The sequence below is a fragment of the Neobacillus solisequens genome (assembly GCF_051233465.1).
In the GTDB taxonomy this organism is placed as follows: domain Bacteria; phylum Bacillota; class Bacilli; order Bacillales; family Cytobacillaceae; genus Neobacillus.
Map to the genome: position 1 here is coordinate 51,616 of NZ_JBKFGJ010000013.1, position 14,481 is coordinate 66,096.

At 38.9% G+C, this 14,481-nt stretch carries 20 protein-coding genes; 1 reads left to right on the plus strand and 19 read right to left on the minus strand.

Translation table 11 applies throughout. From position 1 onward, the window contains the following. Positions 1 to 43: 43 nt before the first annotated feature. Genes ACI3K6_RS13975 through spoIIIAA form a run of 8 tightly spaced genes read right to left on the minus strand, consistent with a single transcriptional unit; the run spans position 44 to position 5,201 of the window. The gene (locus tag ACI3K6_RS13975) at positions 44 to 604 is read right to left on the minus strand and encodes a SpoIIIAH-like family protein (protein WP_335476226.1); all 561 of its coding nucleotides are present in this window, start codon (positions 602 to 604) and stop codon (positions 44 to 46) included. 14 nt (positions 605 to 618) lie between these two features. After that, a complete protein-coding gene (gene spoIIIAG / locus ACI3K6_RS13980) occupies positions 619 to 1,269 on the minus strand; it encodes a stage III sporulation protein AG (RefSeq protein ID WP_435555312.1) in 651 nt (216 codons plus the stop codon). Continuing rightward, entirely contained in the window at positions 1,262 to 1,891 is a 630-nt protein-coding gene (gene spoIIIAF, locus ACI3K6_RS13985; RefSeq protein ID WP_435555313.1) for a stage III sporulation protein AF, read from the minus strand. The genes spoIIIAG and spoIIIAF overlap by 8 nt, the downstream gene beginning before the upstream one ends. 12 nt (positions 1,892 to 1,903) lie before the next feature. Then, a complete protein-coding gene (spoIIIAE, locus tag ACI3K6_RS13990) occupies positions 1,904 to 3,103 on the minus strand; it encodes a stage III sporulation protein AE (protein ID WP_435555314.1) in 1,200 nt (399 codons plus the stop codon). A 37-nt stretch (positions 3,104 to 3,140) separates the two neighbouring features. Beyond that, entirely contained in the window at positions 3,141 to 3,530 is a 390-nt protein-coding gene (spoIIIAD, locus tag ACI3K6_RS13995; protein WP_335476346.1) for a stage III sporulation protein AD, read from the minus strand. 16 nt (positions 3,531 to 3,546) lie between these two features. Continuing rightward, positions 3,547 to 3,750, minus strand: a complete 204-nt coding sequence (gene spoIIIAC / locus ACI3K6_RS14000) for a stage III sporulation protein AC (protein ID WP_007084610.1) — start codon at positions 3,748 to 3,750, stop codon at positions 3,547 to 3,549. Positions 3,751 to 3,761: 11 nt separating this feature from the next. Beyond that, a complete protein-coding gene (gene spoIIIAB, locus ACI3K6_RS14005) occupies positions 3,762 to 4,277 on the minus strand; it encodes a stage III sporulation protein SpoIIIAB (protein WP_335476234.1) in 516 nt (171 codons plus the stop codon). After that, a complete protein-coding gene (gene spoIIIAA, locus ACI3K6_RS14010; protein WP_435555315.1) occupies positions 4,278 to 5,201 on the minus strand; it encodes a stage III sporulation protein AA in 924 nt (307 codons plus the stop codon). 199 nt (positions 5,202 to 5,400) lie between these two features. Here spoIIIAA and ACI3K6_RS14015 point away from each other — a divergent pair, with 199 nt between their 5' ends. Further along, entirely contained in the window at positions 5,401 to 6,072 is a 672-nt protein-coding gene (locus ACI3K6_RS14015) for an SIMPL domain-containing protein (RefSeq protein WP_435555316.1), read from the plus strand. A gap of 53 nt (positions 6,073 to 6,125) precedes the next feature. Here the strand turns inward: ACI3K6_RS14015 and ACI3K6_RS14020 are convergent, their stop codons facing one another. The 11 genes from ACI3K6_RS14020 to ACI3K6_RS14070 are packed head-to-tail and all read right to left on the minus strand — an operon-like array spanning position 6,126 to position 14,382. Continuing rightward, positions 6,126 to 6,632 (minus strand): TlpA family protein disulfide reductase, encoded by a 507-nt coding sequence (locus ACI3K6_RS14020; protein ID WP_335476238.1) that lies wholly within the window; start codon positions 6,630 to 6,632, stop codon positions 6,126 to 6,128. A 30-nt stretch (positions 6,633 to 6,662) separates the two neighbouring features. Further along, positions 6,663 to 6,794 (minus strand): CcmD family protein, encoded by a 132-nt coding sequence (locus tag ACI3K6_RS14025; protein WP_335476240.1) that lies wholly within the window; start codon positions 6,792 to 6,794, stop codon positions 6,663 to 6,665. A 12-nt stretch (positions 6,795 to 6,806) separates the two neighbouring features. Further along, the gene (locus ACI3K6_RS14030; protein ID WP_435555317.1) at positions 6,807 to 7,568 is read right to left on the minus strand and encodes a cytochrome c biogenesis protein; all 762 of its coding nucleotides are present in this window, start codon (positions 7,566 to 7,568) and stop codon (positions 6,807 to 6,809) included. Positions 7,569 to 7,571: 3 nt separating this feature from the next. Then, complete coding sequence (locus ACI3K6_RS14035; RefSeq protein WP_435555318.1) at positions 7,572 to 8,252, minus strand: heme exporter protein CcmB; 681 nt, start codon at positions 8,250 to 8,252, stop codon at positions 7,572 to 7,574. Beyond that, positions 8,249 to 8,953 (minus strand): heme ABC exporter ATP-binding protein CcmA, encoded by a 705-nt coding sequence (gene ccmA, locus ACI3K6_RS14040; RefSeq protein WP_335476246.1) that lies wholly within the window; start codon positions 8,951 to 8,953, stop codon positions 8,249 to 8,251. Before ccmA ends, ACI3K6_RS14035 begins: the two co-directional genes overlap by 4 nt. A 25-nt stretch (positions 8,954 to 8,978) precedes the next feature. Further along, positions 8,979 to 9,971 (minus strand): hypothetical protein, encoded by a 993-nt coding sequence (locus ACI3K6_RS14045; RefSeq protein ID WP_435555319.1) that lies wholly within the window; start codon positions 9,969 to 9,971, stop codon positions 8,979 to 8,981. After that, complete coding sequence (locus ACI3K6_RS14050; RefSeq protein ID WP_435555320.1) at positions 9,968 to 10,342, minus strand: hypothetical protein; 375 nt, start codon at positions 10,340 to 10,342, stop codon at positions 9,968 to 9,970. The genes ACI3K6_RS14045 and ACI3K6_RS14050 overlap by 4 nt, the downstream gene beginning before the upstream one ends. Positions 10,343 to 10,354: 12 nt before the next feature. Beyond that, positions 10,355 to 10,855 (minus strand): cytochrome c-type biogenesis protein, encoded by a 501-nt coding sequence (locus tag ACI3K6_RS14055; protein ID WP_335476252.1) that lies wholly within the window; start codon positions 10,853 to 10,855, stop codon positions 10,355 to 10,357. A 1-nt stretch (position 10,856) separates the two neighbouring features. Next, a complete protein-coding gene (locus ACI3K6_RS14060; RefSeq protein WP_435555321.1) occupies positions 10,857 to 12,839 on the minus strand; it encodes a heme lyase CcmF/NrfE family subunit in 1,983 nt (660 codons plus the stop codon). 21 nt (positions 12,840 to 12,860) lie between these two features. Continuing rightward, on the minus strand, positions 12,861 to 13,316 hold the full coding sequence (locus tag ACI3K6_RS14065) for a cytochrome c maturation protein CcmE (RefSeq protein ID WP_335476256.1): 456 nt from the start codon (positions 13,314 to 13,316) through the stop codon (positions 12,861 to 12,863). 13 nt (positions 13,317 to 13,329) lie between these two features. After that, a complete protein-coding gene (locus tag ACI3K6_RS14070) occupies positions 13,330 to 14,382 on the minus strand; it encodes a hypothetical protein (RefSeq protein WP_335476258.1) in 1,053 nt (350 codons plus the stop codon). Positions 14,383 to 14,481: the final 99 nt, after the last annotated feature.

The window sequence follows — 14,481 nt, forward strand, 5'->3', positions numbered from 1 at the left end:
AACTCTCCATAAAAAAAAGGAAAGCCAATGCTTTCCTCCTTTGTTATTTTGCCGCTTGGAAGGTAACAGCAACAAAGTTTGTTTCGCCAATTTCTTTTTTAACTTCTTGAATGATTTTATTTGCTTCTGATGGAGATGGTTTATTTTTGGACTTGACAGTAACACTAACCTTTGCTCCATCTGCTCGTACTAGTGCATCTTCGTATCCCATGGTTTTAATCATCGTTTCAAGAAGTTCTTCCTTTTGGGCTGTTTCGTTTAATTTTTGCATTTGGTCTTTTGCTTTCATCCGCTCATCTGCGGGTAGATCTGTCGAAGCCATCGTTGCTGTCAATTCTTCCTTTAACTCGCTGCGAGAATCCTCAAGTTTCATGCGAAGTTCTTCGAATTGAGCATCCCCGGCAATGGTAGATACCACCGTTTTTCCATTTTTGGCTTCTGATTTTGTTTTTTGTGTGTTTTTAGCCGTCTCAGTTTTTGCCTTTTGTTCAACTGTTGCCAAATCAGCATTTTTTTGCTCGGGTGAGGTGATATAGTAGACTGATAGGACTACTACTAAACTTAACATTGTTAATAACCAAACCGTTTGTTTTTTCAATAGCATGATAAAATCCCCCTTTATTTTTTCGGAAATACGCCAACTCGATAGCTAGGTACTCCTAATGCTCTTGTTACTGCTTCAACAATCCATTTTTTCACCTGGATATTATCTGCTCCTTTGGCTACTACCATGACACCACGGATCGCAGGCTTCTTGGTTTCGACGACAATTGGAACTTCTTTATCACCATTTCTGATGATGACCAGCGTCTCATCAGAAGATGATTCTTGAACTTTTCTTTGACCGCCCTCACGATCTGCTTCTTCTGTTGTTTGCGATTTGACTGATTTATTTTTTTCCAGCACTTTTTTATCTGATGAATCAATCGTTACAACCACGGTGACATCATCAACCCCAAGAATTTCCTGCAGTGCTTTTGTAAGCCGCTTTTCGTATTTTTCTTCATATTCAGCTATATCCTTGTTTCCTGAACTTTTGCTGAGGCCAAAGGTAGGAACATCCTCTGCTGCTGCTTTTTGATTCGTTGCGGCAGGTAAATTGGCAGTACTGGTGTCATTCTTGAAGAGGATATTTCCGACAAGCATAAATGCTGCTCCAACACATAAAACCAATAGCATATACTGATATTTTCCCGGCTTTTTATCTGACTTCCCATCGTTTTTCAGCTGCTTTTTAAGCCAAGATAATGGTCCACGATTATTATCCATTTTCTTTTGAGATCCCCCCTTCTACGGAAACTTCGATTGTTCCTTTGGTTACATTCCATTTTTTCGAAAGAAATGCAGCAATTTTTTCAGTTTCTTCTGTTGGTTTTTTAGAAGGAAGAGGTGTATCAGTGTTTATTTCTATAGGTTTTACCGCTTCGACTGTCTTCTCACCTGATTCTGGCTGTTTCAGAAGAACCATTACCTTTTGGAGGTTTTTCGGGAAAGCTTGGTCACTTGCTTCGTTTGTTTGAACGTCAATTCTTGCGATCTCCAATCCGTATTGTTCCATCAACTCCTCTTTCACGTCCTTTTTCAGTTGGACAGCCATTTCTTCTAAAATATATGCATCTTGAGAGGCTTGTATTTCTTTTTTCTTTAAATCTATAGAATTTTTTAGATTTTTTTCTCCAGGAGTTTGGTAGGAAGGAATAGAGGCCAGGGTTGTTTCAAAATCCTTGGAGATTAATTTAAATAACGGGGTTAGAATTATAGCGATTAAGAGTAATCCTGTTACCATTTTGGTATATTTTTGCATGCTGGAATTAGGAATAAGCATATCTATAACAGTAGCTAGCAAGATAAATAGGATGATATTCGTTACCCATTCTTTTAAGAACTCCAACGTAGATCCCCCCTATCGCATCATCATAGTCAAATTTCCTGCAGCCACAATAACGGTAATACTTAAAAAGAACATCAAAGATACGATTCCTAACGCAGCAAACACATAAATGACACTCTTACTGATAATATCTAGACATTTAATAATGGGCCCTCCTCCCAATGGCTGGAGAATGGCAGCTGCAAACTTGTAAATAAAGGAGATCATCAGAATTTTAAAAGCAGGAAAGGCAACGATAATCAGCAGAATGGCAACGCCGGCAATTCCCACTGAATTTTTTAATAACACTGAAGCACTAACCACCGTATCTGTCGCATCGGTAAACATTCTCCCAATTACTGGTATAAAATTACCAGTAATAAATTTAGCAGTTCGAATGGTTATGCCATCTGTCACAGCGGCAGATGCTCCCTGTACTGAAATTACTCCTAAAAATACTGTCAGGAACAGCCCCATTAGTCCGATACTCCAATTTCTGAGCAACTGGGCTAATTGGGTAACTTTATATTGCTCAGACATTGTACTGACAATGCTAAGCAGTGTAGCCAAAAATAGCAGTGGAAGAATAATATATTGCATGAAGATCCCGCTTACATTCATTAAAAACAAAATGACGGGGTGAAAAAATGCTGCTGATACCAGTCCACCTGAGGCAGCTATTAATGCCAGCAGCAACGGGATTAATGCAAGCACAAAGGAAATCATCGTCCCAATGGCCTCATTTGTATAACTGATGGCGATATGAAAACTGTTTAGTGCTAAAATAACGAGAACCATATAGACAATGGCATAGGCAACCTTACTAATATTGCTCTTTTCAAAAGCATTTTGCATAGATTGCAGGAACATGCTGAATACCGCCAACATGATTAAAGATCCTAGCAATTTGCCATTTGCGACAAATTCATGAAAGATGAACTTTAGAAATCCCAGCCCCCATTGTTTAAGGGAGAATTTTTTTTCACCTTTGATAAAATCATATAGGCTCCCCTTTTGACTTTCAGGAAGGTATCCACCATATTTCTCTGTAATGTCTTCCCAAAATTGCTTCAGTTCAGTTAAATCCAATGTTTCTAGCTGAGAATCTACCATTTCCTGCGGTGAAAGAGGTTTTGACGTTTCTTGAGGCTCCTGGGCAGCTTGGACTTGTGGAATCAGAAAAAAATAGAATAAAAGGATGGTAATAGGAATCAACTGCAGCTTTTGCTTCATTTAACACACCTCTTCTTTTAAAAAGAAACTGCCTTGGCTAGCTTGGAATGAGATTAATAATGGTTTCAATGAGCACGGTCAAGATCGGTATCGCCATCGCTAAAATGATTACTTTACCTGCCAATTCAATTTTTGAGGCAATTGCACCTTGACCTGCATCCTTCGTAATTTGTACAGCAAATTCCGCAATATAAGCTATGCCGATGATTTTAAGAATGGTCTCAACATAAACTAAATTCACCTTGGCATTAACTGCCAGCCTTTCGAGCATATTAATAATTTCGTATATTTTATCTACTAAGAAAAGAAAGATTGTACAGCCCACGAACACAATTAACAAGAAGGCAAAATTTGGTTTTTGCTCTTTAATAATTAAAGCGAGAAAGGTGGCTACGAGAGCGATTCCGACTATTTTAATGATTTCAATCGTAGAGCCCTCCTTTCTATTGGAACAAAAAGACAGATTTTATTTTTTGGAATAAATCGTCAACAATCGAAGCAACTTGAAACAGGATGTAAATAAAGCCAAACAGGGTAACCCACTGGGCATATTCCTTTTTGCCAACCTGATCGAGTACTGTATGCAAAAAGGCAACGACAATCCCCACTCCGGCGATTTTAAAAATGATGTCTACTTCTAAACCCATTGCTTTTCCCCCTAAAATAATAAAATAATCAGTAATAGGCCCGACAGGAATCCCAGACTCTTTACCATTTTTTCATATTTTGCCTGCGCCTGAATGGCGTCTGCCTCCTCTCTTTCCAAATGAGATAGAGTCAGCATAATGTGTTTTTGCTGGGACAAGCGATCATGCCGGCCAAGGGTCTCCCCAAACTGCTTCATAATTTCAAATTCCCCTTGTTTTAGTGCGGTTGACTTCCATACCTCTTTTAAACTTGACTCCCATGCTTCTTTTACCGTAGTTTCCGTATCAGCTAATTTCTTTGCAAATGTTTCAAAAAAGTGGGACAGAGGCTTTGTCAACTGAGCTGCTAAACGCCTTGAAGCTTCGTGCAAGGGGGTATGTCCATACATAATCTCGGCTTCTAAGGATTGCAGAGCAGACCGCAGTGCCCTGAGCTGCCGTGGCCGCTCACTTAAATGTTTAGCTGCCTCAAATCCTGTTACAGTTGTCGCAACGATAATAAAAATCGCTCCAATCAGTTTAACCATTTATGTCACACTCACTTTTACGTTCATGTCTTTACCCATTTCATCGAGAATGTGGGTAATCGTCCCAGGACCTGTTTTTCTGCTTAAAACGACAAACCGCTGAAAAATTCCCTGGCTAAGAATTTCCTTTAACGTTGGCCGACACTTTATCTCTTCCAAACTGCTGCCATGCGTGGTCATCATTAATTGTATCCCGGCGTGCACAGCTTCTTGAATCGCAGCCGCATCCTCCATTCGCCCGATCTCATCAACAATTAATACATCCGGGCTCATAGAGCGAATTAACATCATCATTCCCTCCGCCTTTGGACAGGCATCGAGGACATCTACACGATTGCCAAACGTCATTTGTGGAATTCCATTCACACAGCCTGCAATTTCGCTTCGTTCATCAACAATTCCTACTTTACATGCTGGGATGCCCAGTTGAACGCTTCCAGTTGAAATAAATCTGGCAATATCACGCAGCAACGTTGTTTTTCCTGTCTGCGGCGGTCCAATAATCATCGTGTTCTTCCATTTCCCTTCGAATAGAAAGGGGAGAATGGAATCAGCAATTCCTACCTTTTCCCTGGCAATTCTTATATTAAAAGACGATATATCTGTGATCGCTTTGACCTTCCCATCCTCAAGAATTACTTTTCCGGCCAAGCCAATTCGATGTCCTCCCGATACCGTTATATACCCTCGCTTTAATTCCTCTTCCAGTGCATAAATAGAATGATGGCTTATTTTATTCATCAATTGAAAAGCATCTTCAGGTTCAACTATATTGGTTAGAAAGTGGGGGGCTCCTCTCATCGTTAATTCGATAGGTCGTCCAATCCGGATCCGTATTTCTTCCAGTGCTTCGATTTGGGCAGGAGGGATCTGATGCAGGAGTGATACAATCTTTTTAGGTAAAAAGTTCAGGATTGTTTCCATAATTAGCTATCTCCCTTTTTGCTCGTCTCATTAATTAAAATGTATTCATGCTTGGACACAATATGACTTTCAAATCTGGCAAATCTTCCAAATTTATCTCTCAATCTATTTTTTCCCCTTTTAATAGAAAATCGGAAAGGTACTTTTTATAGGCTAAAGCATATTTATATATGGATTACACGATAAAGGTGGGGAAAGAATGTATCCATATCAGCAGCCGCAAAAAAATAAACCCCCGGAAAAACCATTTGATTTGAAAGTAAACGGAGAAGGAGAATTGATGGTCCAACCGGATTCTGCCTCCGTTAATTTAGGGGTTATTACAGAAAGTAAAGAACTAATCACTGCCCAGGAACAAAATTCTCAAGAGACAGCTAAAGTGATTCAGGCCCTTACATCATCGGGGATTCAAAAAAACCATATTCAAACCTTTGATTATCGAATTGAAACAGATTATGACTACGATCAAGGGAAACAAATATTTCGTGGTTACAAAGTGACCCATATTTTAAAAGTAATCTTTGAAGATTTAAACATGATAGGAAAAGTGATTGATCAATCTGTCAAGAATGGTGTAAATTATATTTCAAATGTGCAATTTACCGTAAAAAACAAAGAAGCCTACTATCAAAGAGCATTAGTTTTGGCAATCAATAATGCGATTGAAAAAGCCAATACAGTTGCTAAAACTTTACATGTCATGTTAAACCCGACGCCAGTATCCATCATTGAGTCTGGTGCAAGTTTCCAATCTCCATTCCGTCAACCGGAAACAATGGTAAAAGGGATCTCCTCCACCCAAATAGAGCCCGGTCAAATTCAGGTGAAGGCCAGTATTTTGGCAGAGTTTCACTATAGAGCGACCCAATAAAAAAGGGAATGAACCCGTGATGAAGGTTCATTCCCTTTTTTTAGTCTTTATTACTAATCATATTTTTTTACCCATTTGTAAATCTGCATTTCCGTTACTGGTCCATTATAATGTTCTCTGATGACCCCCTGCTTATCAATTACAAATGTTTCAGGCTGGCCAGTAACATTAAATTTTTTGGACACCTTGGCATTATAATCAAATAAATAAGTCATTCCATCCTTATTATTCTCGGATTCTTTTTTTATACGATCAATTGTTTCACCGCGATTGATCATGAGTAAAGGGTATTTGTCGCCATAATCCTTTTGGTAGGCAGCCAGTTCTGGAAATTCTTCCTTACATGGGGCGCACCAGCTTGCAAAATAATTTAAGATTACTACTTTGCCCTTGTAATCAGATAGTTTGGTTGTTCCACCATCATAATTGGGCATTTCAAAATTATACGCTCTATCACCAACATCTGTGTGCTTGCCGTTTGTCACCATGCTATAACCAAAAAAACTGAACAACCCAACTATGCCAATCAACACGAGTGATTTAACCACACGCATGTTCATCGAAACTCCTCCTGACAACCTCTACCTAGTTTACTTTTCAATTTGCTTTAAAAATTCTATTTCTTTCTTAAGCTTGCTTTGTTTACGGTCTAAAATGAATAAATAAGCAAAAATGATCACCCAGGCAACAGAATAGGCAGCATACATAAATTCGTAGTTCATCCGAAATTCCTCCTACCGTTCTATACTTTCTCTGATTCTTTCTTTATACTGTTCTACTTTAATTTTCATATTTTCAAGCGTAACGCCCTTGTTTAATAAATAAGCATAAAGGATTGTAAATGTGGCGATCGATACTAATAAGGCCACTAACATCGAAGAAGTAATCCCTCCACCTTGTTGGTTTACACCATCACCGAATACAATGGGGTGTAATTTCGTTTGCCACCAGCGAATCGCAAAGAATACGATAGGAACATCAACAAATCCGATTACGCCAAAAACAGCAGCGAGCCTTGCTTTCTTGTCCCAAGCTCCATCCATATGGCGAACCATGATGTAGGCAACATAGATAAAGAAGAGGATTAAAGTTGTAATTAACCGCGGTTCCCATACCCACCAAGTATTCCAAGCTGATTTGGCCCAGATCGGCCCTGTTGTTAATACGATTAAGGTAAATACGATCCCAATTTCGGCAGAAACATAGGCATAGGTATCATATATTCTTTTTCGCTTTATTAGAAACAAGACACTAAAAACACACGTGACAAAGAAGGCAAAAAAGGCAACCCAAGCTGAACTTACATGAAAATAAAAGATTTTCTGAGCAGCGCCCATTGTTTTTTCTTCTTCCGCATAAAGGAAAATTAAATAAAGGGATGCCAACATGGATATAACGGTTCCACCAAATAAAATTTTAGGTAAATTGGAAAACCTAGTTTCAGGCAAAGCTGAATCAGGAATTTCCGAATTCTCCCGTTCAAGATTTATACTCATGGCCTATACCTCCAGCACATAATCAATTAATAAAAGTGAAATCACAAAGAAAATAATATCGTAGGCTGTTACCATTTGTGTCCAAGCCAAAGCGCTGGATAATTTGCTCATATCTGATAAGATAATCCTGGTTGCTTGTGTTACACCAATCAGGATGGGGCTTGTAATTGGAAAAAGCAATAATGGAAGGAGCATTTCACTGCTTTTAGAATTGGCTGCTAAAGCAGCCAAGAACGTTCCAATTGAAACAAACCCAAAGCTTCCTACGAAGATGACGAGAATGAAATATGGGATGCTACCAAGCATTTTAAAATCAAATAATAAGAACAAAAAAGGAATTGAAACAAGCTCAACGACTAAGATCATGACGAAGTTGGCTAAAAACTTCCCCAAGAAAATGCTGGCAGCTTCCATTGGTGCGACTAACAAGCCTTGAATGGTATCATTTCGCTGTTCTGTGATAAATGAACGATTTAACCCCAAAATGCCGGCAAATACGATAATGACCCAAATAACCCCTGGAATCACTGCTCTCATCGTATTGTTGGAGGGATCAAGGGCAAAGCTGAAAACAACGATGACCAGTGCTGCAAAGATAATTTGCGTGACAAGGATTTGCTTTGTTTTTAACTCAGAGAGTAGATCCTTTTGCGCAAGAATGAAGGCTGACTTTAAGAGATTCATGATACCCCCTCCATCAGCTGTTCATATTTTTCGGATACAATATGTAATGCTTGTTTTTCAATCTTGAAATCGTCTACCATTTTTCCGTTTTTCAGAATGATAATTCGGTCGCAAATCTCGGCCGCTTGTTTAAAATCATGCGTTACCATTAATGTGGTTGTTCCTTTTTCTTTCATATTCAGAATGACATGATTTAGAATGGCAATAGCTCCTTGGTCTAAACCAGTATGTGGCTCGTCGAGGAGCAGAATTTTTGGTTCGTGAATAATCGCCCGTGCAATCGCAATTCTTTGAATCATCCCCCTTGAAAAGTTCTTAACAGGTTCATTTAAAAAGAAGGATAAGCCGACATCTTTTACTAGACTAATAGCTTTTTCTTCCACATTATGAACCCCGTAGAGCTTTCCGTAAAAAACAAGATTTTCTAAAGGAGAATAATGATCATATAACAGGCTGGAATGAGGTAAATAACCTAATAATTTTTTAATTTCGTTTTGTTGCTTTTTTAAGTCCAACCCATTCATTCGGATCGTTCCTGAAGTTGGCTTGATTAAGGAAGCAAGCACCTTTAAAAGGGTACTTTTACCTGCACCGTTTGGCCCCAATAAAGCTACCGTTTCTCCTTTTTGAATCGAGAGGTCCACGCCACGTAAGATCAGCTTATTATCAGCCTGCTTCGTTAGCTTGTTTATCTCTATCATTTTCAGTCCCTCCCCTTCGGAGCTGTTACTCTATGAAATTGCGCAAATTCATTTTTACTTGGACTAAATGTTGTTTATAAGCTTCTAGCTTTGCGTGGTATTCTTCCTCTGTCAGCTTTCCATCTCCAAAGGTTTCTTCAAGTTCTATAATCTTATCCATAATCGCCTTTTGCTTCGCCATCAATAGCTTAAAGGCTTGTTCTTCCTTGTCTGCTCCAAGTCTTTCCTCTTCCAGTTTTGCTTTTCTTCTGAAATAGATATAGTAGGAAATGCCTGCAAGCATCACCACACCAATGATGATGAGGAAAATATGCGGGTTAAATCGGCGCAATGGTGATTGTTCCCACATTCTTATATGACCTGGATTATGGAAAGCCGGTGCTGTATGAGTTACAGAGCTATTACTAGAGTTTGTGCTTGTGTCTGTTTGGGTTGTGGTACCTGCCGGCGGCTGTTTATCCTTGTCATATACAAGTGTGAAGGCTTGCTTTGCCTGCAAGTTTTCAATACTGTACCCGTTGTAATTTTGGTCCTCAAACTTGAAAAGTCCTTGATTGGTCGCCTGTACTCCGTTTACTTCAATGCTTCCTCTGCCTTCCGGAACAAGAATTTGCAAGGTTTGGACAGGATAGTCGACTGTTAATTTGATTTCCTTGCCTTTAGGAATTCGGTAGCTGTATGGCAGAACAGTCGTTTGATTTCCAGGTACCGGAGTTGTTGTAATAAACCCTCCATCTACCTGTTTAAAAGCTATTTGATTATCAAGGAAATTTAAGTCCTTGGCACCTTGAGGAAGAGTGACGTTTAAGACTGCCTCCCCCTGTCCATCACCTTTATATTCGTCTGCAGATGTATTGGTGTAATTCACCATGTTCATCATATTGGTAGACCCATCTTCAGCTGGGCTGACAACAATATAATGCATATCAATCAGAATTTTTGAATCAGTTGCTGCTAAACTATTCATCGGGATCAGCAGCATCAATCCTAGGAGGAGAACGGTGATTTTCCTGATCACTTTCCTTCCCCCTTTTTATGTTTATACATCTTCATTTGCTCTTCAATTTCACGTTCAACCTCTGCCATTAAGTCTTTGTCGGCTCGAACATGGGTCAGTTGCTCTTCTTCTTTCATGATATTGGCAACTTCAGTTTCATATTGTTTTTTCAAAATTTTATAATCTGTCGGTGAGATTTTATCCATCTTAAACTCAAATTCCAGTTCATTTAAAGTTGTTAACAACGATTCTTTTGTGGAAAACAAATTTGGATGATTGACCTTGTAACTAAATAATGGTTGCCACTTAAAAAACGGAGTCAAGATTAGAAATATACAAATGAGCGCCAAAGCGGCGGTGAAAATGATTGAGACAATCGTGATATCGTGCATCTGGTTCACATCCTAAAGATACTTTTTGCGTTCCTCGTCAATGATGGAAGAAAGAATTTCTTCTTCAATTTCAACCTCGGTAGTTTGATTTTCAACAAGTTCCTCAGGCCCTTTCTTTTTCACCCATTTACGAATAACAAAGAAAAGAGCTGCAGCTGCTGCACCTAAAGCGGCAAATGGCAAAATCCAAGCGGTTAAACTAAAACCGCTTTTTTCAGGAGCTGTGAGGATTTCTTCCCCGTAGATTTTGACATAGTAATCTCGGATTTTGTCCTTGTCCCAGCCCTTGTTCATCATGCCAGCAAGATCCTTTTTAAACTCTTTGGTTTCATTACAGGTATTGGGATCACATTCGAAATGATCCTGTCCACATCCGCATGTACAACGAAACTGCGAAGCCACCGCTTTAAATTCCGCCGATTTATAATCGAACTCCTTAGCTTCTACCCGAAGAAATGATCCCTGGAAGATAACTACAAAGATGAATAGTCCTATATAAAATTTATATTTCATATTAAGACACCTCTTTACGTACCCCAGTATATCTAGGAGTAACATTTCCATATTTTCCATTCCAAATAGCAAAAAGTGCGCCAATCACGATGATAAAGGAACCAAACCATAACCAGTTCATCATTGGATTTACCTTAACTACAAAGGTAGCTTTTCCGTCATCTTCCCAAGCACTCAAAACAATGTATAAGTCTTCCTTCCATGAGGATATAATGGCTACCTCTGAGGAAGGCTGTTCCCAGTTTCCGTAAAACACTTTTTCTGGCTGATAAATACCAAGCTTTTTACCATCTCGAAATACGGTAATATCCGCATAGACAATATCGTTGATGCCTTCTTTCTTCTGATCCAGGCGTTCATAATTTAAACGATAATTGTTAATTTCAAGCGACCCGCCTAACGGAATGGTTTTCATCGTTTCTACATCATAATTTTGAGAACCGATGATTCCCATTGTGATGAAGGCAATTCCCAAGTGAACCATATATCCGCCATATCTGCGGCGATTTCTAATCATTAAGCGATATAAGGCAACGAGTGGCTTTTCCTTCGTCATTTTTCTTCTGGCCTTTACACCACGGTAAAATTCCAAAAAGTGAGTAATAAATAACAAAATAATAACTCCGTACCCAATGACAGCCCATGCTTTTTGTATGCCGAGAACCACCATTAGGACCATACCTGCCACCGCCAGGATTGCTGGGATTAAAAAGTTTTTTCTTAGATTTTTAACAGTCGATCTCTGCCAGGCCAACATTGGGCAAACCGCCATGACAAACATCATCGATAATAGGATGGGTGCTTCTACTTTATTAAAAAACGGAATACCTACAGTCACTTTTGTACCTCGAACCGCCTCGGATACTAACGGGAAGATGGTTCCCCAGAACACGGCAAAAGCAGCTCCGACTAATAGTAGATTATTAACTAGGAAACTACTTTCTTTCGAAACAAAGGACTGAAATTCTCCTGTGCTTCGCTTTAAGAGACTGTATCTGCTCATTAATACATAAAGCCCGCCAATTACGGCTATTGCCATAAAAATTAAGAAATATAATCCGAGATTGGAATTGGCAAAGGCGTGTACAGATGTTAAAACACCACTTCGAACTAGGAAGGTTCCGAACAAGGTCAAGGCATATGAAACAATAATTAAACTAATGTTCCATACCTTCAGCATATTTTTTCGTTCTTGTATCATCACAGAGTGTAAAAAAGCTGTTGCCGTTAACCAAGGCATAAAGGAGGCATTTTCGACTGGATCCCATGCCCAATATCCACCCCAGCCAAGTTCAACATATGCCCACTGACCACCAAAAATATTTCCAAGACTTAAGAACAACCAAGCAATAATCGTCCACCTTCTGGTCATTTTAATCCAGAAGTCATCTACGTTTTTTAAGATTAGTGCTGCCATTGCAAATGCAAATGGTATAGCAAGTCCAACATAACCAAGGTAAAGTGTTACGGGGTGGATAATCATCCCAGGATTTTGCAGCATTGGATTCAAACCTTTACCTTCGGTTGGAACATGATCTAATAGCACAAATGGCTTTGCGACAAATCCTAGGATAAAGAAGAAAAATACAGCATTAGCCAATAGAATAGAGGAAATGTAAGGAACCATTGGGTTTCCCCTCATTTTTCTAGAAAAGGCAATCATGATGGAATACAGTGTTAAGAAAAATGTCCAGAGAAGCAATGACCCTGCATTACCTGCCCATAAAGCAGTGAGTTTATATATAATCGGTAGTTCACTGCTGGTATAGTCATAAACATATTCATATTGGAATTGCGAAGTGGCTAGCAGGTAGAATAAGGAAATCATCGCCATTGCTGCACAGACAAGTAAAGCAATCATTCCACCTTTACCACTGTTAATCAATTTCTGATTCTTTGTACTGATCCCCAGTGTCATGATGAGGAGTGAATAAATCGCAACAGCTAATCCAATAAAGATTGTTGCGTTTGCAAATAAAGTCATTTCGTCACCTTCTTATGTTCGCTATTGGTTTTCTTTCGGTGGCTTATTCAAAAATTTTTCATGCTTTTTAGGATCATAATTTTTCATATCCTTGCCTTCGTATTTAGAAGGGCATCTTGTTTTAACCGATTCGGCTTTAAAGGTGTCCTTTTTAGTTGGAGACCCTTGAAGGATACAAATAACGCCATCTGAGAAGTTGTCTGGTTTTGTACCGTGATACACTACATGCATAAGGCTTCCTTCTGTGTCTTTCACATCAAACTTCAATTCAATTTTGTCGGGATTCCATTTGATTGAGTCTTCTACTAACAATCCCTCTACGGTAACAAAATCATCTTTATGATCCTTTTGAGTGGCTAATAGATCGTTAAGCTTTAATTCTACACCGCTTGAGCCGGGAGTAGCAGCCATTAGTAAGAATACAATAGCTCCGGCAATAAGAAAGCCCCCTAGTAAAACTAGCGTATTTTTCTTCATTCCCCTCACCCCATTAGATTAATTTTTTCATTTCTTCCTCGTACATTTCTTGATCAATTTTCCCCGTTAACAATTTTTTGCGCAGTTCTTTTTTGGCCTCTGCATTAACAGCTTTGTTATCTTTTTTGCCTGGTGTTGATTTATTCTGATGAGACTTTGGATGTTTACCTGATTGTGCTGGTCTCTTTGAATTCCCTTTTAAACCTAAATAGACAAAAAGACCTGCAATGATAATGGCAATTCCGATAATAGATGCCCCACTGGCACTGATAATGGGCCGGCTGCTATTATCTTTACTGTTCTTTGTGATTTGATCAGTTGCGGTACCGTTTACACCTGTGTGGTTTTTATCGTTAGGAGGATTCTTCTTACTTATTGCCTCCATGGATGATTCCGTGCCGTCCTTTTTATAAGCGAAGGTATATTTTAAAGGCTCGCCTATTTTCACATTTTTATATTGATAAAAATATAATTCTTCACCATATTCGTTTTGGCTATTTTCTTGGGCCTTTGGCTCAATTTGAATATTTTTAGCATTCATGGGTGCATAGAAAACTACATCTAATTGTTCAATTTCTGCATTATTCGTAAATTGGTATGTAAAATTTTTTTGATCCTTTACACTAATTGATTGTGTGTAATATTCAATGACAAAGCTGTATGTAGCATTATTCTTGAGCGTGCTTTTTGGCTTCCAAGTAATAACTCCTTTCTCCTTATCAACATCGAAAGGGCGTTGGACTTCGGGTTCATTTTCTTTTGGAAATTCGGCAACTAACGCTGTTTCAAACCCTTTTTCATTTACCGGGACAGGGATTTCTACCTTTCCATCAAAATCTTGACCACTATTATTCGTAATCGTACCGTACATTCCCACCAGTAAAGAAGGAACATTTCTGGATGACCAATCTTCGGGATAATCAAATTCTGGCATCACTTGAATCTGCATGGACTTATAAGGGAACTTCTCCGCAGCGAAAGCGCTTTCCGCATTGGCTTTTGGGATAGCCAAACTGGTTATAAAAGCTGTAATGATGAATAAGGCCAAAATCTTTTTTTTAAGCATCGTAATCCTCCTTGGTAAAAAACAACTTCCATTTTTTACTATAGTCCTCTTAGAAAAAATATAATCCTTATCTCCCTTGAGTTGTTACCTCACTATTGA